We start from the raw sequence: 25,127 nt of genomic DNA, 5'->3' as shown, positions 1-25,127 counted from the left end.
TAACAGCCAGAATGCCTCAACATTTCAATGGAAAGGGTGTACGCTTCCTTGCCACAGGAGATAAGCCAGACGCGCGCAAGCGTCAAAGGGCCAAAGGGTCTTCAGAAGCATTTGCAGGAGGGAGAGAGTGTGCTCTTCTCAGCCCCCGGCTTCTGGGATAACGGAGAGGTCAACTACAGCACGGCCTGCGATATCGTGCTCACCAACCAGCGCGTCATGGGCTATTATTACAAAAGCTTTCCTCGCGAGCATCTCTTCCTCGACTCGCTCAACCTGGACAAGCTGACCAGGGTCGAGTTCCGCCAGAAGAGCTATGAGCCACTCTTCCGTGAATTATTGCTTAGCGACGGCGAGCACAAGGTCTATCTCCGCACCACGCGACGGCACGCCGAGAAGCTGTACGAGTTGTTGCACGCTCGTGCCAACATTGAGGATGAGTCAGCCGCAGGCGAAGGCACATCCACGGAAGAGGCGGAACACCCCAGGCAGGAGACTCGCTACGAACGGCAGGAAGTTCGTACCAGCTTTGAAAGCTCGTCTCTGGGTATTACCCTACTCTTCGTCGGTGGTCTGATCCTTGAGATCATAGGCGTCTTATTCATTCAGAAGCTAGGCATATCTATCGGTTTGCCCCTCTGTATCGCTGGACTGGTCGCGGTCATTACGGCCCTGGCGGTCAGGCGACAGCGCACACGACGGTAGCCAGGATGAGCTCTGTTCCCCTTTTAACTCAAGCTAAAGCTCAAAACACCTTGAGCGTTAGCTAGCAACGTTGACACTCTCTTTTTGCGACAGGTACAATAGGATAGCCAAGGGAACAATGTAGTTTTCTTTTCTCCACGTCACACATTATGGTCTTATATAGGAACCAACGCTGCTCTCGCGGCTAGCGCTGGCGCGTTCAGGTTCTCTTATAAGGAGTATCTTAAATAGGCGAGGTGGACATACACAATGAAGATTATCGTTTGCATAAAGCAAGTACCCGACCCCAATACCACAGTTAGCAAGATTGATCCCAATACCAAACGACTCGTACGCACAGGTGTCTCCCTTGTACTTGATCCTGGCGACGAGAGCACGATTTCAGCCGCCATCAAGCTCCGCGATACGCTTGGTGGGAGCGAGGTCATTGCTCTGAGCATGGGACCAGAGTCGGCCCAGGACGGCATGCGCCGCGCCCTGGCGATGGGTGCCGACCGGGCAATCCTGATTACCGACCCCACCCTGGCTGGCTCAGACGCGCTAGCTACTGCCCGTGTACTGGCAAGCGCCATTCAGAAAGAGGGCGCTGATCTCGTCTTCTGCTCTACCGAGAGTACCGACGGCTATACAGGCATGGTCCCTGGCGCTATCGCGGAGTTCCTGGGTCTCCCCCAGTTAACCTTCGCGCGCGAAATTCAGGTTGAAGGTCAGAAGGCCATCATCAAGCGTGTTGTCCCCACTGGCTATAAGACTATTGAAAGCTCTCTCCCCGCCGTTGTGACTATCGCTAGCGGCTCCTTCGAGGCGATTTATCCCACCATGAAGGGCATTATGGGCGCGAAGAAGAAACCCTTTACCCGCCTGACCGTTGCCGAACTGGGCCTTGAGGCCACACAGGTCGGCGAGGCTGGAGCGCGTGAGCGCGTGCTCGCCGTTGGGCAGGCCGAGGCCCGCGCCGCTGGTCAGATAGTCAAAGACGATGGCAGCGCGGCCCAGCGTATCGCTGATTTCTTGCAGCGCTACCAGTTGCTTTAGGGTTCAGGGAGGAGTGTAAGATGTCTAATATAATTTGGGTTCTGGTCGAACTAGAGAACGGGCAGCCTGTCCGCTCAACACTTGAGGTACTGGGCAAGGCCGCAAAGCTTGGTCGCGCTGAAGCTATCGTCCTGGGGGCCGGTGCCGCTGCGATTGCGCCAACGTTGGGTGCATATGGCGCGGAGAAGGTCTATGCACATGACGACGCGACCTATGACAACTATCTGACCCTTCCGGCAGTCGAGACCCTGAGCACGCTCATCAATGAGCATCAGCCGCGCCTGCTGCTGCTGGCAACAACCTATGACCTGCGCGATATCGCGGCGCGTCTAATGGTACGCAATAATCTGGGCCTGATTACTGATGCGACCGATCTTGCCTTCGAGGGCGAGGAGATCCGAGTCACAGTTCCCTGGGGCGGCGAGAATGTCGTGACCGCTACCCATCCCTACCAGGGTCCAGGCATCGTCCTGACGCGCCCTAAAGCCTTCTCTATCGAGCAATTCGAAGGGCGCACCCCCGAAATCGAGACCCTCAATGGTGGCTTTAGTGCCGAGGCACAGGCCATCAAGGTCATCGATAGCGTTGAGGTCGCCAGCGAAGGTCCAGCCCTTGAAGATGCCAGTGTGATCGTAAGTGGTGGTCGTGGTCTGGGCAAGGCTGAGAACTACCACCTCGTCGAGGAATTGGCGGCTGCCCTTGGTGGCGCTCCAGGCGCAACACGTGCCATTGTGGATGCCGGATGGCTGCCCTATAGCTACCAGATCGGGCAGACAGGTAAGACGGTTAAACCAACCCTTTATGTCGCCGCCGGTATCAGTGGCGCGATCCAACATCTGGCAGGCATGAAGGGAGCCAAGTATATCGTCGCCATCAATAAGGATGAGAATGCTCCTATCTTCTCGGTTGCCGACCTTGGCATTGTTGGGGATGCCCTGACCATCCTTCCGCAACTGACGGCAGAGGTCAAGCGTCGCAAAGCCTAGTCTAACCTGTTCAACGCGCGTCTTGCGGATGCGCGTTGAACTTCCATCTTTGTTTTTTCTGCTCAACGGTGAGCGGTTCTCCTATACGGGCGACTCCACTGGTTGGCGTCCGGCATTACGGCAACCGCCCGTCCATACTCTAGACGGAGGTGCGAATTATGACTCCCCCAGCGATCTTACCCACAGGGGGATGGATCGGCGCTCTCATCTTCACGGTGCTCTTCCTGGCGGCACTCGGACTCTTCGCCCTGCGCGCCGGTGAACTGGTCACTCTGCTGGTAAAAGCTCAACCAGATAATCGCTTCGACCGCATTGGAGCACGCGTCGGTTCGATCTTCAAGGTGGTGCTTGGACAGAGCGGTGTGCTGCGCGATCCAATTCCTGGTATCGCCCACTTCTTTACATTCTGGGGCTTCATTGTCATTCAGTTCGGCCTGCTCGAACTGATCGTCAACGCGTACAACATCTCAATCCCATTCCTTGGCAATAGTCCCGTATTCGCCAGCATCCTTGACTTCTTCATTGTCTTCGTCATGCTGGCCCTGGTGCTCTTCGCTATCCGGCGCGCGGTCTTCCATCCTAAACAACTTCAGAGCGCGCTTCATGGTCCCTGGGATGGCTATATCATCCTGGGCCTGATCTTCCTGGTTATCTTCACCCTGACCCTGGTAGAATGCTTCAACTATGTAGCAACAGGGGGCGCGGCCTGGACGCCGCTCGCTGCCTTCCTCAGCCCGCTCTTCAATCCCATGGGAACCGGAGCGGCAACCCTCGCCTATCGTGTCTCCTGGTGGATACATATCGCGGTTGTCCTAAGCTTTCTGATCTACCTGCCACGCTCTAAGCACCTGCATCTGCTGGCAACCCCTTTCAATGTCTTCTTCCAGAGCTACAAGCCCAAGGGCGAACTCCCCTTGCTAGAAAACTTGGAGGAGCGCGATGACTATGGAGTCTCCAAGGTAGAGCAATTTACCTGGAAGCAGTTGCTCGATGGCTATGCCTGTACCGAGTGCGGACGCTGCAATACAGTCTGTCCCGCCACCAACACGGGTAAGCCTCTCCTCCCGAAAGAGATCATTCTGGGCGCGAAGGAAGCCCTCTTCGTTCGTAGTGGCGAAATCCTCGGCAAGGATTCACTCTACAGCAAACTGGGTGTCGCGGGCGTCAAAGCCGACAAGACGGTTGAAGAAAAAGAGGCACATCATGAGCCGATGATCGGGGGCATCATTTCACAGGAGGCACTCTGGTCATGCACGACCTGTATGGCTTGCATGGAGATTTGTCCCGTCTCTATCGAGCATGTGCCAAAGATCGTTGACATGCGCCGCAGTCTCGTTATGGAGGAGAGTGACTTCCCGCAGGAGGTTACCTCACTCTTCAATAATATTGAGCGCAACGGCAACCCGTGGGAGATCAGCAACGATAAGCGCGCCGAATGGGCGGCGGGACTGGGTATCCCCCTGCTCGCCGAGAATCCCGAAGCCGATGTGCTCTACTGGGTCGGCTGTATGGGATCATTCGATCAGCGTAACAAAAAGGTCGCCACCTCGGTCGCCAAGGTCCTGCTCGCCGCGAAGGTCAACTTCGCCATCCTGGGACCAGAGGAGTCATGCACAGGCGATCCCGCGCGCCGTATTGGCAACGAATACCTCTGGCAGATGCAGGCGATGCAGAATATCGAGACTCTCAACGGCTATGGCTTTAACCAGTCAGCCAAGAGCGATGAAGGCACGCCGAGCGAGCCGAAGCAGCGCACAATCATTACCGCCTGCCCACACTGCTTCAATACGATGAAGAATGAATACACACAGCTTGGCGGCGACTACAATGTCGTTCATCATACAGTATTTATCGATAAGCTGCTCTCAGAAGGCAAGCTCGATCTACCTGAGCACTTCGATAAGCGCAAGCTGACCTATCACGATCCCTGCTACATCGGTCGCTATAACGACACCTACAACGAGCCACGCCGCGTACTAACAGTACTCAACGGCAATGGCATCACGGAAATGGAGCGTAACCGCAACAAGAGCTTCTGTTGTGGCGGCGGCGGCGGTCGCGCCTGGATGGAGGAGAAAGTTGGCACTCGCGTCAACCAGACCCGTATCAATCAAGCCCTGGAAACCAAGGCTGAAGTCGTAGCAGCGGCCTGTCCCTTCTGTATCACCATGTTTGAGGATGGTGTCAAGGGTGTCGAGGCCGAAGAGAAGCTCAAAATCGAGGACATTTCTGAAATCCTCGCCCAGGCTATCGATAGCAAGGAGCCAGCCACGAAGTAGAGGGCCCATTACCCATTTTCAAGGTCAGAACAGCGGATGCATTGCGAACGACATCAGCAACGTATCCGCTGTTCTGACTTTTCTGAGCAACGCAAGGCAAAAGACGAAGAAGCCACCCTTATATCTATGCTAAAATGGAGACCAGACAAGTAGCAAAGAAAACACCCCTCCTTGCGGCACATTGAACACATGAAGGAAGTAGAACTATTATGGCTGGCTTTCCTGGTGTAGAAGTACTCATCATCTTTATCTTGATTCTGGCGAATGGCTTCTTCGCCGCCTCCGAAATCGCGGTCGTCTCGGCTCGTCGGGGACGACTTCAGCAGCAGGCAGACGCAGGCAAGGCCAGCGCTCAGCAGGCACTCAAACTCTCGGAAGATCCAGAACGCTTTCTGGCAACCGTCCAGATTGGCATTACCCTTATCAGTACCCTCTCGGCGGCCTATGGTGGCGCAAGCATTAGCGCTATCTTGAGCGCGTGGCTACGCCCCCTCCCCTATGTGGGACCCTATGCCGACACCATCTCACTTGTCCTGGTGGTAATCCTCATCACCTATTTCTCACTCCTCATTGGCGAACTGGTTCCCAAGCGTATCGCGCTTCAATCGGCGGAACGCATCGCCAATGCCGCCGCTCCATTCATGACCAGGCTCTCGGTCATCGCGGGACCTATCGTTGGCTTCCTGACCTTCTCGGCCAACATCATCTTGCGCCTCATCGGACAATATAAACCGCACAAGCAAGAGATAACAGAAGAGGACATTGTGTATCTGGCACGCGAGGGCGCGGTAAGCGGAACAGTAGAGAGCAACGAAGAGGAGTTTATTAGCCGTATCTTTCGCTTCTCCGACCGCGCCGTAAACACGGTTATGATACCGCGCACCGAGATCGTCGCAATTGAGGTTGGCACACCCCTGGATCAGGTCATCGAGACCTTCCTGAGCTCTGGCTATACGCGCCTGCCGCTTTATGAAGAGACCCTGGATAACATCGTTGGTGTGCTCTACGCCAAAGATCTACTCCGCAAGCGCTCCGAGGACGAGCAGCCTGATCTGGTAAAGCTAGCACGCCCACCGTTTTTTATCTTCGAATATCAGTATGTCGATGATCTGCTTAATGTCTTCCGCCGCAAGGGTGTCCATCTCGCCATCGTAATTGACGAGTACAGCCAGGTCACGGGCCTCGTTACACTCGAAGATGTGCTCGAAGAACTGGTTGGCGAAATACAGGACGAATACGACGAGCCGGAAGAGGTTGATTTTACGCAACGTGAGGATGGAAGCTGGCTCATCAACGCTATGGTCGACCAGCAGCGAGCACGTGAGAAACTTGATATGCCTCAAGCACCAGAGGAATCACATCTTAGCTACAAGACACTGGCGGGCATGATCCTGGCTCACATGGGGCGCATCCCCGCCGTAGGCGACAAAACCGAGATCGATGGCTACACCTTTGAGATCGTTGACATGGATGGCAGGCGTATCGATAAGGTCCTCGCCAAAACCAAAGGCTCCTAAAAGCCAGGGACAGGTACCTGATATAGCTCAGGTACCTGCTCCACTCGCTGGCGATATCCGACCTTCTCTAGCACAATCTGAAAGCGAGGGATGTCCGCCGTAGGCAGGCGTGCCTCATCGGACCATGTGCAGGTCTGGATGGTGCGGAAGCCACAGGAGGCGGCGAAGGTACTGAACTCCTCCGGCGTGAAGAGTTCCCATTCAAAGGATGCTTGCAGACCTTCTCCCACAAACATGCAAAAGCAGCATGTACTTTCCCCAAAAGAATATAGCAACATTTAACGTCCAAAATGGTAGAAAGAATTTCCACAAAATCTTACAACTATATTGATAAAATTCGTCCCCTAAAATATACTATTTGAAACGTTAACCTTCCGTAACCCTCGAATTTCGAGTTCGAGTTTCGATCTTTTCGAAATTAAAGAAATCTTTTTATTTTCGAAAAATCGAATTCGAAATAAGAGAAACAGCACGATGATGTTCTGGCAAACATTCGAATTCGAATTTCGAAATAAGATGAACATTACGAATAAGCTTCGATAAACAAGAGAGAGTTGGACTGCTTACGTTTGGGGATAGAGCCAAGGTATTGAGACATGTAAATATAATCCACTCACAGATCTTCAGATGTCCAATCACTTAGAGCAAAGCCCGCCTCCTCGTTATTACGCACATAATAGAGTTCCTCAAAGCCCTCACTATAGTCGGGGCGCTCCAGGCGCTTGAGAATGGCAAAGATCGCGACATCAGGCACACGCTGGCGTCCTTCACGACGCGCGTTGCGCTCGCGACAGCTTGCCACATCTGAAGCGAGATAATAACCTACGATGTGCGCTCCCAGGCTTTTCCCCAAAGCAATTACATCAGCGCGTTCCGCGCGCGAGGCATTGGTATTATCTACTACAAGCGAGCGTCCTTCCTGAAGCGCTTCTTCGATAAGTTGGAGTTGACGCCGCGCCGGTTGCCGATTTGTGCGCAGTAGATCTTTACTCACAAGGGCATGGGTGGCGGCGAAATGTTGCTGATAGAAGGTACTCTTGCCCGCCCCTGGCAAACCAACGAGGAGAACCAACTCCATATATAATCCCCTATCCCTTGACGCGATAGCGACTGATCACAAAGTGCCGCTCATCCTTGAGTGGAGTGTCCATCTGAGCACCATAGCGCGCGGCTGCCCAACGCTCCAGGCGCTTACACCCTTCAGCGAAGAGATCATTGGGTACGCGGCGCATACTGGACCAATCGCGCCGAAGAATGCCGGCAAGCACCTGACGGGGAGACTGACTGCGCTCCCAGGTAATGGCATTCCAGCGTTCCACTTGCCAGCCCCAGGAGGCACATACCTCATCCAGTGCCTCTTCACTTGGGCGATAGAGACGCTGCTCATCATGACCCAGTTCCAGCAGGATACGCCGCCACTGCGAGCGTACCTCCTGGACACCCGATTCACCGCGCGAATCAGCACAATGCAGAAACATGCCACCCGGTGTCAGCACGCGCCGCACCTCTTCCAGCACGCGCCGCCAATTCTCAACCAGATGCAGCACATGGACCGCGATCACCACATCAAAGGAAGCATCACGCAAGGGCATCTGATGAACGTCCGCCACCGCGAGACGCATACTGGCCTCCGGCTTCGTGTGGCGGAAACGCCTCACCCACTCAGGAGCCTCCACCTCATCCCCACACGCGCCCCAGGGAGCCTCCACCGTGTCCCAATGCGCCGCACGAAGCTTCTCTTCCAGATGTGATAGCATCTGTGTCGAAATATCGATGCCGGTATAGACTCGTCCTCGTGCCGCCAATGGGAGAGCAATGCGCCCTGTTCCCACGCCAATTTCCAGAAAACGGGTGCGCGTCGAGGCCGTCACTGTCTCATCGAGTACGCCCGCAATATGCGTGGCGACTTCATCGGGATAGCCACGGGTGGCATCATAGATCGCCGCGAGCGAATCAAAGTTAAAGGAAGGCATAATCATTTCCTCAATAAAACGAGCCAGGCTGGCACGCGTTCCCGCTACCACACCTGGCTCCACATCTGCTCATTGATCCGCGATAAATTACTCCATCAGGAGCGCACGCGCGATAACGAGGCGCTGGATCTGGTTCGTCCCTTCATAAATCTGGGTAATTTTGGCATCGCGCATCATACGCTCGGCAGGATACTCTTTCATGTACCCATAGCCACCAAGCACCTGAATGGCGTCATTCGTGACCGCCATCGCAGCATCCGAGGCGAACATCTTCGCCATCGAGGAGTATTTGCTGAAGTGGACATCCTCCTGATCTACCAGTTCAGAGGCATGATAGACGAGCAGGCGAGCAGCCTCAACCTTCGTTGCCATATCAGCCAGAATAAACTGGATGCCCTGATTCTCCGCGATAGGTCGCTTAAATTGAACGCGCTGCTTCGCGTAAGACACAGCCAGATCTAACGCGCCTTGAGCGATACCAAGAGCCTGCGCACCGATACCAATACGCGTGCGATCCAGAGTGCGCATAGCAATCTTGAAGCCTTCCCCCTCGTTCCCCAGCAGGTTTGCGGCGGGAACCTCACAATCGTCGAAGATCAGTTCCGCCGTTTGCGATCCCTTAATGCCCATCTTATCTTCGATACGCCCGACTGAGAAACCTGGGAAATCCTTCTCCACAATAAAGGCGCTAATCCCACGTGTCCCCTTCTCAGGATCGGTAATGGCAAAAATAGTGTTGACCTGGGCCAATCCGCCATTCGTAATAAAGCGCTTGGAACCATTCAGAATGTAGCTATCGCCCTTGCGGACAGCAAAGGTCTGCATGGCTGCCGCATCCGATCCCGAACCAGCCTCGGTCAGGCCAAAGGCCGCCAGCCACTCACCACTCGCCAGTTTGGGGAAATACTGGCGTTTCTGCTCATCGTTGCCCGCCAGGAGGATAGGCATTGAGCCAAGCTGCTGCACCGCCAGGATCAGCCCGGTCGTAGCGCAACAACGCGAGAGCTCTTCAATCGCCATTGAGATCGTCAACTCGCTCGCGCCAATGCCGCCATACTCCTCGGGGAACGGCATTGCCAGAATATCATGGCTCGCCAGCAACTCTTTCATATCCCAGGGAAATTCCCCGCTACGATCTATCTCGGCGGCACGGGGAGCCACGCGCTCCCTGGCAATCTCGCGAATCGCCTCCACAAGTGCCTGCTCGTCTTCGCTGACATGCGACACAGTCATAGTAAGGTGCTCCTTCGTTCGCAACGATCATGTACTCCTTATGAGAAAACCTGAGTGCGCCAGCGGCGCCGTGCCCTCGCATGAGAGTTGGTTTTCGCATAAGACCATGTATAGTTAAGCTATCTACTAGGGAGTATATCACAAGTGACGCGCCATCCCTTGCTCAGAGAGGTCAAAACGACAGCATGGAATAAAACGCCACACAACGTACGTTCTATAGAGTGAGCAAGCTAATATGCTCATTTACAGTGCTCAAATTCCATGCTATAATACAAAAAGAACTGAGAAATTTTTTTGCGAAAAGTGGGTTGATTCCCACTTTTCTGCTTGCCAGGGACGTTTTCTCTTGCACACGTAACAATTACATGCATCGACTGGGCACCAGCGGGAGGAGTAAGGCATATGAGGACCGAATTTCAGGCGGCTATCGCGCAATTAATTGCCGAGAAGGGACTACCCCGCGAAGTGGTAATGGAGACTGTCGCAAACGCCCTCTTAGCAGCATATCGTAAGAGCTTCGGAGGCGGCGAGAATGTGCGCATCGAGGTGGACAAGAATGGTGATGTCCACGTCTGGGCGTCGAAACGTGTAGTGGCCCAGGTCCATGATGCGAACGAAGAGGTATCGCTGGCGGAGGCCCAACAGTTGATCCCCAATGCCGCGCTCGGGCAATTTATCGATGTAGACTCTTCGTTCATCTTCTCGCGTATTCCAACGCAGACCGCCAAACAAGTGATTCTGCAACGCATCCGCGAGGCAGAACATGAGCACCTCTATGAGCAAGTCAAAGGCTGGGTAGGAGAAATTCGCCTTGGCACCCTCACACGCAAGGAACCCGCTCGCGGCTGGGTCGTCGACTTCGACCTGGACAAGGTCGATAGAGTTGAAGGGCTGATGCCTAACAGTGAGGAGATTCCAGGCGAGCGCTATCACCCCAAGCAACGTATGCGTCTCTATGTTTATGATGTGCGGCGCATACAGGGTCGAATGCTACAAATTCTGGTTTCTCGCACACACCGGGACCTGGTTCGTCGCCTCTTTGAGAACGAGGTGCCAGAGATTTATGACGGAGCGGTCGAGATCAAAGCCATCGCGCGAGAGCCTGGTAGCCGCGCCAAGGTCGCCGTCTACGCGCGTCAAGAAGGGCTGGATCCCATTGGCTCTTGTGTAGGAGTGCGTGGACAACGAATTAATAATATCGTACATGAGCTAAATGATGAGAAGATTGATATCATCCAGTGGAGCCCGGACCCGGCAACCTTTGTAGGTAATGCTCTTAGCCCTGTCAAGCCATTGAAAGTAGAATTGCGAGATTTCGATCATACGGCGATTGTTACAGTGCTCGAACGTCAGCTCTCTCTGGCGATTGGTAAGGATGGGCAGAACGCACGCCTGGCAGCTAAACTGACCGGATGGCGTGTTGATGTGACCAAACCCGCCGAGGGCGAAGTCTATGAGGAACCTGTTGAGTCACAGGAAATCAGCGCTTCACGTCATGAACGCTCTGGACGGCGTTCACGCGGTAATCGCTAGCGCTCGCTACAAATTATAAACTCCATTCGGCGCCCCTTCTGGTGGTCTCCCCGAATGAGAGAACATCTTCGTCAGAGACAGTATACTAGTAAGGAGGTCGCACTGCTTTATGGCAAAGGCTAACCAACCCAAACCACATAAGCATGTTCCTTTGCGCACGTGTGTCTCCTGCCATGACAATAAATCTAAGCGGGAACTATTGCGTGTCGTACGCACACCAGATGGTCATGTCCTTATCGACGCGACTGGCAAGAAGTCGGGCAGAGGAGCCTATCTCTGTGCCCGCCTCTCTTGCTGGCGGCAAATCATGAAGGGCAAACGACTGGAACAGGTGCTAAAGATAGAGACCATCTCGGAAGAGGACCGCACTGGCCTGGAGGCATTCATCGCCACCTTGCCAGAGGAGCTTCCCTCTTCCAATGAAGAGCAGGTCGCACGCAAAAAGATAGCAGAACCCAGAGCCTAATCTGCTCATTACCAATCCTTTTCTTCAGGGAAGTCCTGTAATAACAACTACCATTTGCAAGGATCTGTAGAGTAGGCTATACTTAAGCAGTCAATTTTAAAGCGCAATCAACTAGTGTTCAGTATGTACTGTTCACTGTTCTTCTTACTCCTTATTTGAACCCCTGAGTGCCTCAGTACAAGCCGCGAGAGCGGCGTTGGGGTTCGATAAGACTTTAGTCGTCCCTTCCTCCACAAGGTGTGGATAGGGTTTCAATACTGACATCTGACCCGGTCGGTGGTCAGATGGGGATTGAACAATGTGTTGTTTTATCTCTACTCTTCTTAGAGACACAGCCCCTCGTCTACAGGGCAGTTATAGCAGCGAATGTTTGCGGAGTGATCAGCTATGATTAAATAAGCGCAGACTGAAACGTGCCTGGTACTGCACCAACGAGGGTCTGTCACCCCTCTCCTCCATATTCAAGGAAGGGCGACAGACCTTTTTTATGGCTGTGAAGAGAGATTTCCGTCGCCTTCGGGCGCATCAGATGATAGAAGGGAGTCTTCTTCATGAGAGACACATCTGATTTCACAGATGGAACCGAGCAGGCCAAAGAGACTACCGCTAGAACCAGAAATAGCAGTGGCCACTCAAAATCCGAAAGCACTGCACCAGGCAGTCATGAACAGGAGCCAAAGGCAGCTCCGCGACGCCGTTCGCCCAATGCCTCACAGACAACTACACGTACAACAGACGATAAAGATACAAGCGCAAATTCTTCAGCCACAGCCGATACCCGTCCTGCGGCCCCTCATCGTGGCCCTGGCAGTCGACCCTCTGGCCCTGGTCAACACGGCCCTGGCGGTCGACCCTCTGGCCCTGGTGGTCGTCCTCAAGGCCCCGGACAGCACGGTCCCGGCAATCGCCCCTATGGCCCTAGCAGTCGTCCTCAAGGACCTGGCCAATTCTCTGGCAATCGCCCTGGTGGCCCAGGACCCTATGCGGGCGGACGTCCTCAAGGTTCAGGGCCGTACTCCGGTAATCGCCCTCAAGGACCTGGCCAATTCTCTGGCAATCGCCCCGGTGGCCCAGGACCCTATCGCCCACAAAGTGGCGGTCCTGGTCGTGCGGGAGGTGCGCCCGTTATCGAACGCGAGCAAAAAGACCGCGAACGAGGAGATCGCAACCGCAGCGAGAATGAGCGAGGTGGCGGAGAGCGTAGCGGTGGCGGAGAGCGTAGCGGTGGCGATCGTGGGCGTGCGCCAGCTTATCGCTCAGGCCCAGGACGTGGCGGCCCTTCGCAGCATCGTGGACCTTCATCTGGCCCCTCGCGCCCTTCGCGCCCAGGTGGTGGCAACCGACCCGGCGGAAAAAGTTCTGGATCATCCTCGCATCGCTCTACTGAGCGCCGTGCGACTGTGGTCAAGGAGAAAGTCACAGGGCCAGTCTCGATTCCGCCTCAGATCATCGTCAAGGATCTGGCCGATATGCTTGATGTCACGTCAAACGAGATCATTCGCCAGTTGATCAAGCATAGCGTCTTCGCAAGCATTAACCAGGTGGTTGAGTACGAGAAGGCCTCGCTTGTGGCGCAGGATCTTGGTTTTGAGCCTTCTCAGGCAGAGATCACAGCTCCCACTGGCACACGTAGCACGATGTCGGCTAGCGAGGCCATGGCAACACGTGACGACAAGAATATGGTCATTACGCCTCCTGTGGTTACAATCATGGGCCATGTTGACCATGGTAAGACCTCCCTCCTTGATGTCATCCGCAAGACAAAGGTTGCGGCAGGTGAGGCAGGTGGCATCACACAGCATATCGGTGCCTATCAGGTAGAGGTCAACGACAAGAAGATCACCTTCCTGGATACACCGGGCCACGAAGCGTTTACCGCTATGCGCGCTCGCGGTGCTCAGGTCGCGCACGTAGCCATTATCGTTGTAGCCGCCGATGACGGTGTCATGCCACAGACGCGCGAGGCTATCGATCACGCGCGCGCCGCGAAGATGCCTATCATTATCGCGCTCAACAAGATTGATCGACCCAACGCCAACCCGGATCGCGTCAAGCAGCAACTCGTCGAGAACGATGTGCTCATCGAGGAATATGGTGGCGATATCATCTGTGTACCTATCTCGGCAAAGAAGGGTGAGGGTATCGACGAACTGCTCGATTACATTCTGCTCGTCGCCGAGTTGCAGGACCTGAAGGCTAATCCCAATCTGCCAGCCACGGGTGTCATCATCGAAGCCAAGTTGGAGAAGAGCAGCGGCCCCTCGGCTACTGTTCTGGTACAGCAGGGCACCCTCAAGATGGGCGATAATATCGTCGTCGGCCCAATCTCAGGTAAGGTGCGCGCGATGTTCAACGACCGCGGTAAGCGCGTTCAGAAAGCACCACCAAGCACACCTGTGAGCATTATGGGTCTCCCCGAAGTACCTCAGGCTGGTGACCACCTGGAAGTGCTTGAGGATGAGAAGACGGCCCGCCAGCAGGCTCAGAAAGAGCTTGAACAGCGCCGTGGTGAGACTAATAATCTTGGCCAGGTCAGCCTGGATACGCTCTACACACAGATGCAGGAAGGCACAGTCAAGGAACTTAATGTTGTTCTAAAGAGCGATGTACAGGGTTCCGCCGAAGCCATCAAGGGCTCTCTCTCCAAACTGGGTGAGGAGAACCTGAAGGTACGCCTGATCCGTGAGGGCATCGGTAACGTCAGCGAGACGGACGTCCACCTGGCGGCGGCTTCGGGTGCCATCGTCATCGCCTTCAACGTCAAGCCCGACGGCGCGGCTCTACGCGAGGCGCAAAAAGAGGGCGTGGACATCCGCTACTACAACATCATCTATAAGCTGATCGACGACATTCAGGCCGCGCTCACCGGTATGCTTGAGCCGCAGTATCGCGAAGTGATCGAGGGTCATGCCGAAGTGATGCAGACCTTTAAGTCTGGTCGCAACACAGTCATCGCTGGTTGCCGTATCACCGATGGCAAGATCACGCGCTCTTCACAGGCTCGAATCATACGTAACAAAGAGAAGGCCTTTGAAGGGAAGATTGCGTCGCTCCGCCGTGGGAAAGACGACGTGCGCGAGGTGCTTACCGGCTACGAGTGCGGTATCGTCCTTGAGGACTTCTCCGCTGTTGAGGTTGGAGACATCATCGAAGCCTTTAACCAGGAGCGTGTTCTGCCTGGCTCGCAAGCGTAAATATCAACGCGAGGTATCGGAACACGGAAGGCCACATCTGAACCATTTGCGGACCAGGATGCGCTCTACGTTATCCGACACCTTGCGTTCACAAATGGGCGCTACGAAGAGCCGCGCGGCTCTTCGTAGCGCCCATTCCCGGCAATCGGGATATATCACCTCCAAGCACTTCCACCTGGACCCTGCAAGATGGAGCGCGGAAGCGCTTCAAAGAGAAAGAGGATGGGTTGAGATATGGCTAATCCACATCGTCAAGAGCGACTCGGCGAATTGATCGCCGCCGAACTAAGCGACCTGATCCGCACGCGAGTCAAAGATCCTCGCGTTGGCTTCGCGAGCATTACCCACGTCGAGGTTAGTGGAGACCTGCGTCACGCGAAAGTCATGGTCAGCGTCATGGGAACACCTGAGGAACAGCAGGCGACCATCAAAGGGCTCGTCAACGCGGCAGGCTTCCTGCGCCACGAAATCGCTGAGCGCATCACCCTGCGCTACATGCCAGATCTCGTTTTTAAGCTGGATCACTCCATCGCCGAGGGTGCTCGCATGCTTTCACTAATCAATCAAGTGGTAGCCGAGGACCAACAACGGGACGCGCAGGCACCTACTTCTACATCCGAGGAATAATGAGTCAGATGACTATTCATCCCGCCCTGCTTGGGCATATTGACGCCCTACGCGTACAACAAGCTATGGCGCTAATCCAGCCTGCTCGACGGATCGCGCTCCTCGCTCATGAGCGACCTGATGGCGATTGCCTGGGGTCCGCGCTGGGCCTGACATTGATGCTAGATCAGCTAGGGAAAGAGTGTGTACCAGTCTGTATCGACCCGGTTCCGCCCGACTTCCGCTTCTTACCCGGCTATGGGCGCTTTCAGACCTCGCTTGGCGATGAGCGTTTTGACCTGGTCATCGCCCTGGATGCTGGTGAACTCTATCGCTATGGCGCGCTCGCCGAACGCCATCAGGACTTTCTCGCGCGCGTGCCGATTCTGAATCTGGATCACCATGTGAGCAGTAATGGTTGTGGACAGGTTAGCATCATCGATACAGTATCAGCCGCAACCGCCGAACTCCTGGTGCTCTTCCAGCAAGAGACACAGCTCCCACTGACCCAGGATGCCGCGCAATGCTTGCTCACAGGAATGATTACCGATACCGGCTCCTTCCAATACTCCAACACATCCGCGCGAACGATGGAAGCTGCGGCGGTCTTGCTGGAAGCTGGAGCCAGCCCGGAAGTCACGGTCAAGCCGCTCTTCCGCACTCATCCACTGGCGAAGCTCCGCCTACAAGCTGAAGTCACCAAACAGGCCCAGACAGCCTGCGAGGGTCGTCTAATCTGGTCATATGCCAATGATGAGACCCTGACGATAGCTGGCGCGACAAAGGACATGGATGATGGGTGTGTTGGCACTATGCGCGACGTTGAAGGGGTGATGGTCGCGGCTTTCTTTAAAAGCTACGGCGAGCCACAAACAACACGCCTGAGCCTGCGCACCTATGAGCCCTTTGATGCCGCGTCCTTCTGTGTGCGTCTGGGAGGTGGTGGACATCCCCGTGCTGCTGGAGCAACGATCAATCGACCGCTAACAGAGGCCATAGCAGAAGTGGTAGCACTGCTGGAAGAGGAGTGCCGCCGACTCGCCTCCCCTACCGATACCGCTCAATCCTGAGCAACTTGAGAGGGGAACTATGGACGGAATACTCAACATAAACAAACCGCTAGGCATGACCTCGCACGACGTGGTGGCACGCGTGCGCAAGCTACTCAAGCAGAGGCGTGTCGGTCATGCTGGCACGCTTGACCCTGCCGCCAGCGGCGTTCTGCCCATCTGTGTTGGTTTAGGTACACGCGTCGCCGAGTATCTCAGCGAGAGTGGCAAGGCATACCGGGCGGAGGTTATCTTTGGAATCGTGACCGATACCTACGATACCGAGGGACAGATCCTGCGCACTGGCGATACCTCAAACCTGACACGTGAGGAGATTGAGCGTGTGCTGTCAACCTTTCTCGGCGCGCAAATGCAATTTCCTCCCCGTTATTCGGCGATTAAGATCAAGGGTCAGCCTGCCTATAAACTGGCGCGAGCTGGCAGCGAAATTGAACTTCAAGCACGCCCGGTAACACTTGAACGGCTGGAGATTCTGAACTGGGAATCACCTCGCCTGACACTGGAGGTCGCGTGCAGCAAAGGAACGTATATTCGCTCGCTCGCGTACGATCTGGGGAACGCCTGGGCTGCGGCGCACACCTGGGAGGACTGATACGCACACGCAGCGGTCCCTTTCCGCTTGAGGAGAGCGTAACGCTTGAGTTGCTTGAGAACGCCGTCACCGAGGGAACTGTTCATACCCTGCTCTGCGCATCGGATCGCGTGTTGAATCAGTATCCCGCCATTACGCTTACCGCCGAACAGACGCAACAGGTGCTCCACGGCAATGCCTTTCAGGTACAGATAGAGCCAGCACAACTACCTCTCTCCCTGGCACGTATATATGATAATGAGGGTCGATTTCTGGCAATCGCCTCCTGGGATGAGGAGCAGTCACGCTGGCAACCCAGAAAGGTCTTTGCCACCCCATCATAGCCGGGCTCAATAGCGCAAGTACACGCTTTATAAGAATGTACTTCAATCGCTATGGCTATCCTTATTGCCTCACGAAATTAGGCTGTGGTACTATAGGGATACTGTGCGTCATATTGCGAAGCACGATGTACGTTTATGCGTATACACCAGGAATAATCTCAAATATATACGTAATTAAATATGAAATACACAACGACACTCGCTAGTACAGAGCCTATTGCCATCACCATTGGCAATTTCGATGGCATCCATTTAGGTCATCAACGCCTCTTGCAGGAGCTTCAAACAGTCGCGCAAGCGCATCACTGCAAGCCGGTGTTAGTCACCTTTACGCCACATACGCTGATGGTCGTGCGACCAGACATCGATGTGCAATGGTTGACAACGCTGGAGGAGAAGCTTCAGATAGCTCTGCATATCGGCACGGTTGAAGATACCATCGTAATTCACTTTACGCCCGAGGTCGCGGCACTTACCGCCGAGGAATTCATGGATCTTCTCTGTCAGCACTTTAATATCAAAGCGCTAGTAGTTGGCTCCGACTTCAGCCTGGGGCATAAGCGAATGGGAAATGTCGCCTTCCTACAGGAATATGGTCAGCGCCACAACATTGAAGTGCGAGCTGTAACCCTCCAAGAGGCAGAGCGCGAACGCATTAGCAGCACGCGTATCCGCGCGCTCATTAAGGAAGGTCAGGTAGCGGAAGCCAACGAATTGCTTGGACACCCTGTGCGCGTCGATGGGATCGTAGTGCATGGCGACGAACGAGGTCGTCTGCTCGGCTTCCCAACGGCCAATTTGCGCCCGGAAGCTCACAAGCTGATACCCGCCAATGGCGTCTATGCCGTGCGTGTCCAGGTGCAGCAGAAGGCAGAAAGTGACGAGCAAGCAATGTCCCCCGTTTATAACGGTGTAGTCAATATTGGTATACGTCCAACGTTTAATGGGAAAGAACGTCTGATTGAAGCCCATTTACTTGATATCAGTCGCGACTTATATGATACCTATATTGTAATAGAGTTTATTGCCCGCTTGCGTGGCGAACAGCGTTTCCCTGGTATTGATGCCTTAAAAGCTCAGATTGCGATGGATAGCCAGCAAGCGCGACACATCTTAGCGATCAGGAGTGTGAGCCATTGAATGCTCGCCAGAATCCACTGAATAAATTCGAATCATTCATGCAGCGCATGATTGAGCGGCCCTTTGCCCGCCTCTTTCCTTCGCGATTGGAGCCAGTTGAGCTGCAACGCCATCTAGAGCGCGCAATGGAAGACAATACCCTCCTGCAAGGCGAGGGACGCCGTCTCGCGCCCAACATCTATGACATCTACCTGAGCATTAAAGACCACCAGCAATTCACAGCCAGCCAGGCGATGCTCATCCGTGACTGGCAGAATCACCTGGTCGAGTTCGCGCGTCATCGGCGCTATACTCTGCGCACCATGCCAGTGATTCGCCTTCATGCCTCTAGCGAACTCGCGGTAAGCGACGTACGCATTGAAGCTGAGATCGCGGATGGACAAGCGGGTGGCGCCATGGCAACACAGGCTCTAAGCGCAGAACAACTCGCGCAGATTCGTGCCGCGCTCCCCCAGGGACAACAGCTTCCTGGGATCACATCTTCGCCCGCACAGCCAGCGCAACCCGCGCCGCCTGCTCACGGTCAGGGCAGTAACCCCAATTTCCCGAATTATCCACCACCCACGCCCGCGCCACAAGTACCCCAGCAGGCGATGCCTCCAGCGTGGCTTACGATTCGCCTGCCTCAGGCAGGACAGCAAATCTACCGCATTGAAAAGCCGGTGGTCAATATCGGTCGCCAGCTAAGTAACGATATCATCGTTGAAGATAAACGAGTCTCTCGCTATCACGCTCAGATTAAATTCCAAGACGGTCATTTTGCCATCTTTGACCTCGGCAGTACCAATGGCATTACAATCAATCATACCCCACATATGCGACAACACGTGCTACGCCCAGGTGATACCTTCACCATTGGTAGCTACGATTTCCAATTTGAGAGAAGGTGAGATTCCCGCCACATGCCATTACAGATTGATTCGTTCTTATTCATATTACGTATCCTGCTGGTCATCCTGCTCTACCTTTTCTTAATGCAGGTGGTACTGGCAATTACACGCGATCTGCGGAAGTCGGGAGGTGGCAGTGGGGCAGGACGTTCAAAGGCGCTTGGGCACCTCGTTGTGGTCAATAGTGGTCCCAGTAGCCTGATGCCAGGAACGCGCTTTGCCCTGGAGCCACAAACCAGCATCGGGCGCGGACCCACCAATACCATTCAGATCTCAGATCAGGTGGTATCCGCCGAACATTCCCGGCTCTGGTTGCGCAATGGTGTCTGGTACGTGCAGGACGCAGGCAGCGCCAACGGAACCTATGTCAATAATCAGCCCGCGCGCGAAGCACTGACCGCTCGCGCTGGTGATATCGTCAGCGTTGGCTATATCCAATTTAAGTTAACCCAATGAGCGCGCGTACTCGCACCGCATCCCACAGAGCCAGTTCTTTTCAGGCAGTTTGTTTAAGCGTTTATACAAAACCCGCGTCGCTTACGCGCTCAGGTTTTCGAATAGAGAGGTGTTGAAAAAGAATGGCAAGCACATCACCGGGCAGGTTATCCGGCTATCGCTGGAAAGAGTTGAGCCTGCTAATTATACCCAGCGCGATCATGCTGCTGATCATGACTCAACTCCTTCTCGCCAACTCGATTAAGACAGACGCGCTCAACTCGAATACAAACTTTAGCACGAAGGAACTGCCACCTATTCAGGGTTTGATCCCAGTACTCGGTTTGATCGCGGCTTTGATCGTAGTGCATCTGGTCTTCAATATCTTTTTTCGTAAAGCTGACCAGGTCCTACTGCCCCTTGTTGGCCTCTTGAGTGGCATAGGCGTGCTCTTCGCCACCCGCGTTGGGCCCGATCTGCCTATACCTATTGACTCGCTGGGATCACGCCAGTTGATGTGGGTCGTGATTGGCATGGGTCTCTGCTGTATCACTTTAGCAGTGTTACGCAATGTGAACTGGCTGGGACGCTATAAGTATAGCTGGGCTTTAGTCAGCTTTGTGCTGGCACTTCCAGCCTTAATCAACGGTATTCTTAGCCATGGTGGCGGTCCTACCCGCGACTCTCTGGGTGTAGGCGGCACTGGCCTTCAGCCCTCAGAGCTACTGAAAATTACGCTGGTTATCTTCTTCGCGGCCTATCTCAATGATAACCGCGATATCCTGGCGAAAGGCTATCTGCGCCTGGGCAAGCTTCGTCTGCCACCTCTGCGCCAGCTTGGTCCATTGCTTACTATGCTCGGACTGGCCTTGATGATCTTTCTGATCGCAAAGGACCTGGGCCTAGCCCTGTTGATCTATTCGACCTTCCTCTCTCTGACCTATCTTGCCAGTGGTCGCCTGACCTATGTCCTGGTGGCGCTTGGGGCCTTCGTCGTGCTCGGCTTTATCGGCTTTGCGCTTCTCCCCTCCTACGTTCGCGACCGCTTTGCTGTCGTGTCCTTCGACGTTGTAGGTTGGCGCACCTGGACTCAGCAACAAATCGATTTTGCTGACGGCCCAGGTTACCAGATAATGCAGGGCCTGGTTGGTCTCTCCAGTGGCGGTCTCTTTGGCGCGGGCTTCGGCCTGGGTCATCCTGCTGGTAAATTCTTTATTCCAGTCGTAGAGTCTGACCTGATGTTCTCCGGGCTAGGCGAGGAATTGGGGCTGATAGGGCTCTTCGCGATACTGGGTCTGTATTTACTGGTCATTCATCGTGGCTATCGCATCGCCATGGAGGCCACCGAGCCATTCCAGCAACTCCTGGCTGCGGGGCTGACAACAATCTTCGCCGTTCAGACACTTGTTATTATCGCTGGTAACCTGAAGCTGATGCCATTGACAGGTATTCCGCTGCCCTTCCTGAGTCAGGGTGGTAGCTCAGTCATTGCGAACTTCATTATTGTCGGCATCCTCTTACGAATCTCGCATAACACTGCCGTCGAGCGCGATGGCGGGCAATAAAGTCTGACGTTAGAATCTAAAAAGCGGAAAAGGCCCAGAAAATTGTGGCGTGCGCTACAATTTTCTGGGCCTTTTCGCAAGATACACAATAACTTTACGCTCCCAAGTGCCTTTCCCGCACTCACAGAAAGCGTTGTATGGGCCTTCGCACGCTTGATGTATAGCCAGAGCATACCCACTGCCAGCGTAGGAAATTTATCTGGCTGATTCTGAGGTGTTGCTTCAATCTGATAGGTCATGGCGCACTTTCACCCTGCTTGCTCCCTGTTTAGCTAGGATGCTATACTGCATTTGTGGCAATAAACTATGAGGCACCTCTTGAAAAATTGTTCAGTACTGTTTATTTTGTGGGGCATATGACGTATGGGTCAATACAGGCAATGGCTTTATTATCGCGAAGTAGGCCAGCAATTGCAGGAACAGCAGAAACAACTGCGGCAGCGCCTGCAGCACCTCTTTAAGGAAGCCGATCAATATGAGCAGGCGCTCGCGCGCTATGGTGAGCCAGCAACAAGTAATCCGCTGGTCAGAGCATTGCTAGCAGAACATCAGCATGCACGCGCCATCGCCGCCATTGAGCAACAGGCACAGCCAATATCTGAGATGCGTAAGACCTCTGCGTCACATACGCCCCCTGCGGCCAACCAGTCAGAGACTAAGGAAGTTGCTCCAGAACCGGTCGCACAACAGCCACTTCAACGGGCGGCGAACACACCATCACTCGCCATCTGGGGCGAAGCACCCGTTCCCACGGCACAAACGAGTCCGGCTGAGCAGGTCATTCCAGAACCACAAATAGCGCAAACGCCACAACTAGAGCAGACGCCAACCAGGCCCATACCCACCGCGCCTGGCAAGCCAGAAAGCGCGCCTTCTCATGTATATGAGGCACCCTCAAAGATAGCAACACCCGCTCCTACAGAAACACCAAACACGCTCCCCGTTGATCAACAGAGCGAGCGCGTCAATCAGCTTGTCAAGCGCTGGGCACAGCGCTGGCACCGCGAGACGATGTCGCCTAACGCCCCACCCACGAACAATGAGAGGAGGTAGAGAAGGGGATGAGTGACCAGCAACAGAGACCAGTTACAGTACACCCAGCAGGATCCACATGGGGGGATTCAGAGACAAAAGGCACATTTACACGCTATCCCGAAGCGCTACATACTATTTTCGCGCGCCTGAACCCTTCACAGGTTGAGCAGTTCACGCAAAGCTATCAGCTCTGGTCCCTGCAACAACGTATAGCCCAGCTTCAACAAGAACTCGCCTCTATAGAGCAACAGGTGGAAGAGAACTCGTCTTTAATTGAGATGGTTCAACCATCCCCTATCGCTCTTTCAGTCCTGGCACGCTTGCAAGCAAGCGGTGTAGAAAACTTGCTGCTGCTGGATCGAATGCTTGACCGAGGCGATATCTGGCTCGATCATACCGCACAACTCCTTGAGCGTTGTGAAAAGATGGACCTGATTCGCGGCGACTACACACGCTGGTGCGAGAACGCCCTGGAAGGCGCGTATGACTGGCTAGAATCAATGAGTGATGAGCAGGGCGCCCAGGAGGCCAGCCAATCCGCGGAACTCTCCATGCCGCCAACACCTGGAATCATTCTGACCAGCGAAGAACAGTTGCTTCAAAGGCTTATGCACGAGGAAGAGCTTCTGGAGGGAGAGGCAGAGCCTACCTCACAGCCTGAACCGGCTCCAACAGCTACGCTTGAACCTGGGCCGTCTCTATCAAGTGAACCACAAGCCGCTTCCGAACAGGTCGCGCCCAAAAAATCCATCACGAAGGAGCTTCCCCCCTTGAGCAAGTGGCGCCCGAAGAGCCTATAGAGGTCAAGGCGATATCCTCTGAAGAGGCCATCCCTCAAGAAGTGCCAGAGGAGCCTGTTGCGCCCATAGCAAACGCTGAAGCGGAGCAAGTTGAAACGCCAGAGAACGAGTCACAACCGAGCATAGCCACAGACTCTGAGCAAGGCGAGGCAAGCATACCAACACTTCCAGAACAAGACGAGACAGCCACTGAAGCACATACACTTGTCCAGCCAGAACCAGAACAGACGGTGGAAGTATCGTATGATGAAGCGGAAGTAAGAGAAGACCTCCCTGCCGCTGATAAAGAGGGGCTTCCAATCGAAGAAGCCAGCACTATCCCATCATTCACCAGCATAGAGACGCCACTAGAGACTGAAGAGGCAGACGTACAGCCTGAACTAATAGAGATCGGTAGCAATACGCAGGAAGAGAGCGAGCTACAAACTGTTCAGAGAGACCTCAGCGATACACAGAAAGAAGAGACACATGAATCCGCATCTGAGACCATCGCTGACGAGGTCGAAGCGCCGGAAGAGTCATCCCCTATTGAATCAGAGGTAGGTAAAGATGAAATAACCCAACCATCAATAGAAAACGAGGATGAAGAGACACAGCAGGACCTGCGCAAACACCACCACAAGACTCAGGAGGAGAAGATAACCGAGACCCAGCCCGCCCTACCAACTCAATCGACAGTCGCACCAGAGCAGCGCCCAATTGAAGACGAACCAACAATTCCACTAGGCTCACAACCACAACAGGAAGATTCACCTATTGAACAGCCAGAGCAGGCGGGTGAAGCTAACACTCCCCATGAAACAGAGCCAGATCAGAGCAGTACGGTTCAAAAAAAAAAGCCTGAAGAGAAAGGTCCGCCGGAAGAGGAGGTAAATACAGGCACGAAGGATTTACCAGACCTCGTCCGCAAAGTACTTGGACAGATCTGGAATAATTAGGATAGCGGGACACGGCGCAAAGCTAAAGCTTTGCGCCGATATGCTGGGCTCATGCCTTCTAATTGCTACAGTAGGACGTTTTATCGCCTTGTAGTAACTCGCAGGGGTCATGGGATGCGAACTAGATAGCTTGAGGTTTCTAGTTCGCATCCCATGACCCCTGCGAAGCGCTTTCGCGCTGAGAAGTGCCCAATCTAAAGAGTTCCATGCTCAGAATAGAACTCTTTAGATCTATTTTTGGAGTGGTCCAGACATGCCGGGCATATGCATCATAGATGATGGCGATTGCATCTGCGAGCGAGCGGCAGCAGGCCCCTGAGGTGATTGCATTGGATTGGGTGGTATTGGCGGCTGATTCTGATTCTGATTCTGATTCTGATTTGCCTGCTGTTCAAGCTCCTTGACACGCTTGCGCAACCGCTTGATCTGCTCACGGTCAGAGACAGCAGATCCGACACTTGCCAGGTAGAGCAGGATTGCGCCCAGCAGAAACACACCCAACAGGATAAAACCAATCGGAAGTGCCGGCGATTGCCAGATGAGCACCTCTAACGCGATGGGATTACCCAGGTTCTGGACGGCAATCAGCGCAATCACTCCGCCCACAAGCACGATCATCACTAATACAAGGTAGAACAAGATGCCCTCCTCACTCAAAATATATACATATTATAATCCAACCATCGCCAGTGACAAGTAGCATAGCACAAAATTGCCCACATCTTCGAACTTTTTAACTCTCTACCTGCTTTTCTAGAGCGCTTCGAGCACAACCATCACACTTTCCGAGCTCTGCATTTCCTACCGCTCTTCCG

25 protein-coding genes are annotated in these 25,127 nt (G+C 54.2%); 20 read left to right on the top strand and 5 right to left on the bottom strand.

Annotated features, from left to right (window positions below):
• The first annotated feature begins 48 nt into the window (after positions 1-48).
• The 5 genes from K3T82_RS16730 to K3T82_RS16710 all read left to right on the top strand — a co-directional run bounded on the left by K3T82_RS16730 (position 49) and on the right by K3T82_RS16710 (position 6,519).
• Positions 49-702 carry a hypothetical protein gene (locus tag K3T82_RS16730; protein ID WP_220194577.1) on the top strand — a complete coding sequence of 218 codons (654 nt, stop codon included), beginning with the start codon at positions 49-51 and terminating at the stop codon, positions 700-702.
• Between the two features lie 249 nt (positions 703-951).
• Positions 952-1,737 (top strand): electron transfer flavoprotein subunit beta/FixA family protein, encoded by a 786-nt coding sequence (locus K3T82_RS16725; protein ID WP_220194576.1) that lies wholly within the window; start codon positions 952-954, stop codon positions 1,735-1,737.
• Between the two features lie 20 nt (positions 1,738-1,757).
• The gene (locus tag K3T82_RS16720) at positions 1,758-2,723 is read left to right on the top strand and encodes an electron transfer flavoprotein subunit alpha/FixB family protein (RefSeq protein WP_220194575.1); all 966 of its coding nucleotides are present in this window, start codon (positions 1,758-1,760) and stop codon (positions 2,721-2,723) included.
• A gap of 158 nt (positions 2,724-2,881) precedes the next feature.
• The gene (locus tag K3T82_RS16715; protein ID WP_220194574.1) at positions 2,882-5,002 is read left to right on the top strand and encodes a 4Fe-4S dicluster domain-containing protein; all 2,121 of its coding nucleotides are present in this window, start codon (positions 2,882-2,884) and stop codon (positions 5,000-5,002) included.
• A 209-nt stretch (positions 5,003-5,211) separates the two neighbouring features.
• Complete coding sequence (locus K3T82_RS16710; RefSeq protein WP_220194573.1) at positions 5,212-6,519, top strand: hemolysin family protein; 1,308 nt, start codon at positions 5,212-5,214, stop codon at positions 6,517-6,519.
• Here K3T82_RS16710 and K3T82_RS16705 read toward each other — a convergent pair.
• The 4 genes from K3T82_RS16705 to K3T82_RS16690 form a co-directional block, all read right to left on the bottom strand.
• On the bottom strand, positions 6,516-6,755 hold the full coding sequence (locus K3T82_RS16705) for a hypothetical protein (protein ID WP_220194572.1): 240 nt from the start codon (positions 6,753-6,755) through the stop codon (positions 6,516-6,518). The genes K3T82_RS16710 and K3T82_RS16705 overlap by 4 nt on opposite strands.
• Before the next feature lie 377 nt (positions 6,756-7,132).
• Entirely contained in the window at positions 7,133-7,597 is a 465-nt protein-coding gene (locus tag K3T82_RS16700; protein ID WP_220194571.1) for an ATP-binding protein, read from the bottom strand.
• 10 nt (positions 7,598-7,607) lie between these two features.
• Positions 7,608-8,543: a class I SAM-dependent methyltransferase gene (locus K3T82_RS16695; RefSeq protein WP_220194570.1), complete on the bottom strand. Its 936-nt coding sequence runs from the start codon at positions 8,541-8,543 to the stop codon at positions 7,608-7,610.
• Between the two features lie 36 nt (positions 8,544-8,579).
• Positions 8,580-9,725, bottom strand: a complete 1,146-nt coding sequence (locus tag K3T82_RS16690) for an acyl-CoA dehydrogenase (RefSeq protein ID WP_220194569.1) — start codon at positions 9,723-9,725, stop codon at positions 8,580-8,582.
• 402 nt (positions 9,726-10,127) lie between these two features.
• Between K3T82_RS16690 and nusA the strand changes: the two genes are divergently transcribed.
• The 15 genes from nusA (at position 10,128) to K3T82_RS16620 (ending at position 24,312) form a co-directional block, all read left to right on the top strand.
• The gene (gene nusA / locus K3T82_RS16685; RefSeq protein WP_220194568.1) at positions 10,128-11,258 is read left to right on the top strand and encodes a transcription termination factor NusA; all 1,131 of its coding nucleotides are present in this window, start codon (positions 10,128-10,130) and stop codon (positions 11,256-11,258) included.
• A gap of 109 nt (positions 11,259-11,367) precedes the next feature.
• On the top strand, positions 11,368-11,724 hold the full coding sequence (rnpM, locus tag K3T82_RS16680; RefSeq protein ID WP_220194567.1) for an RNase P modulator RnpM: 357 nt from the start codon (positions 11,368-11,370) through the stop codon (positions 11,722-11,724).
• Positions 11,725-12,387: 663 nt separating this feature from the next.
• Complete coding sequence (locus K3T82_RS49130; RefSeq protein ID WP_268886640.1) at positions 12,388-13,233, top strand: hypothetical protein; 846 nt, start codon at positions 12,388-12,390, stop codon at positions 13,231-13,233.
• Positions 13,194-14,918, top strand: a complete 1,725-nt coding sequence (infB, locus tag K3T82_RS16675; protein WP_236031323.1) for a translation initiation factor IF-2 — start codon at positions 13,194-13,196, stop codon at positions 14,916-14,918. The genes K3T82_RS49130 and infB overlap by 40 nt, the downstream gene beginning before the upstream one ends.
• A 234-nt stretch (positions 14,919-15,152) precedes the next feature.
• Positions 15,153-15,545 carry a 30S ribosome-binding factor RbfA gene (gene rbfA, locus K3T82_RS16670; protein ID WP_220194565.1) on the top strand — a complete coding sequence of 131 codons (393 nt, stop codon included), beginning with the start codon at positions 15,153-15,155 and terminating at the stop codon, positions 15,543-15,545.
• 8 nt (positions 15,546-15,553) lie between these two features.
• A complete protein-coding gene (locus K3T82_RS16665; protein ID WP_220194564.1) occupies positions 15,554-16,594 on the top strand; it encodes a DHH family phosphoesterase in 1,041 nt (346 codons plus the stop codon).
• Between the two features lie 19 nt (positions 16,595-16,613).
• Entirely contained in the window at positions 16,614-17,186 is a 573-nt protein-coding gene (truB, locus tag K3T82_RS16660; protein ID WP_220194563.1) for a tRNA pseudouridine(55) synthase TruB, read from the top strand.
• Positions 17,105-17,509: a tRNA pseudouridine(55) synthase TruB gene (locus tag K3T82_RS16655; protein WP_220194562.1), complete on the top strand. Its 405-nt coding sequence runs from the start codon at positions 17,105-17,107 to the stop codon at positions 17,507-17,509. The genes truB and K3T82_RS16655 overlap by 82 nt, the downstream gene beginning before the upstream one ends.
• 180 nt (positions 17,510-17,689) lie before the next feature.
• Positions 17,690-18,649, top strand: a complete 960-nt coding sequence (locus K3T82_RS16650) for a bifunctional riboflavin kinase/FAD synthetase (RefSeq protein ID WP_220194561.1) — start codon at positions 17,690-17,692, stop codon at positions 18,647-18,649.
• Positions 18,646-19,539 carry an FhaA domain-containing protein gene (locus tag K3T82_RS16645; RefSeq protein ID WP_220194560.1) on the top strand — a complete coding sequence of 298 codons (894 nt, stop codon included), beginning with the start codon at positions 18,646-18,648 and terminating at the stop codon, positions 19,537-19,539. The genes K3T82_RS16650 and K3T82_RS16645 overlap by 4 nt, the downstream gene beginning before the upstream one ends.
• A gap of 12 nt (positions 19,540-19,551) precedes the next feature.
• A complete protein-coding gene (locus tag K3T82_RS16640) occupies positions 19,552-19,995 on the top strand; it encodes an FHA domain-containing protein (protein ID WP_220194559.1) in 444 nt (147 codons plus the stop codon).
• Between the two features lie 122 nt (positions 19,996-20,117).
• Positions 20,118-21,539, top strand: a complete 1,422-nt coding sequence (locus K3T82_RS16635) for an FtsW/RodA/SpoVE family cell cycle protein (RefSeq protein WP_220194558.1) — start codon at positions 20,118-20,120, stop codon at positions 21,537-21,539.
• Between the two features lie 363 nt (positions 21,540-21,902).
• Positions 21,903-22,592 carry a hypothetical protein gene (locus tag K3T82_RS16630; RefSeq protein ID WP_220194557.1) on the top strand — a complete coding sequence of 230 codons (690 nt, stop codon included), beginning with the start codon at positions 21,903-21,905 and terminating at the stop codon, positions 22,590-22,592.
• A gap of 8 nt (positions 22,593-22,600) precedes the next feature.
• Entirely contained in the window at positions 22,601-23,374 is a 774-nt protein-coding gene (locus K3T82_RS16625) for a hypothetical protein (protein WP_220194556.1), read from the top strand.
• 41 nt (positions 23,375-23,415) lie between these two features.
• Positions 23,416-24,312, top strand: a complete 897-nt coding sequence (locus K3T82_RS16620) for a hypothetical protein (RefSeq protein ID WP_220194555.1) — start codon at positions 23,416-23,418, stop codon at positions 24,310-24,312.
• 231 nt (positions 24,313-24,543) lie between these two features.
• Here the strand turns inward: K3T82_RS16620 and K3T82_RS16615 are convergent, their stop codons facing one another.
• A complete protein-coding gene (locus K3T82_RS16615; RefSeq protein WP_220194554.1) occupies positions 24,544-24,951 on the bottom strand; it encodes a lipopolysaccharide assembly protein LapA domain-containing protein in 408 nt (135 codons plus the stop codon).
• Positions 24,952-25,127: the final 176 nt, after the last annotated feature.

The sequence above is a fragment of the Ktedonospora formicarum genome, from assembly GCF_016587355.1.
Classification (GTDB): domain Bacteria; phylum Chloroflexota; class Ktedonobacteria; order Ktedonobacterales; family Ktedonobacteraceae; genus Ktedonobacter; species Ktedonobacter formicarum.
The sequence above is the reverse complement of the archived record's forward strand: the minus strand, read 5'-3'. Positions and strand labels throughout refer to the sequence as shown.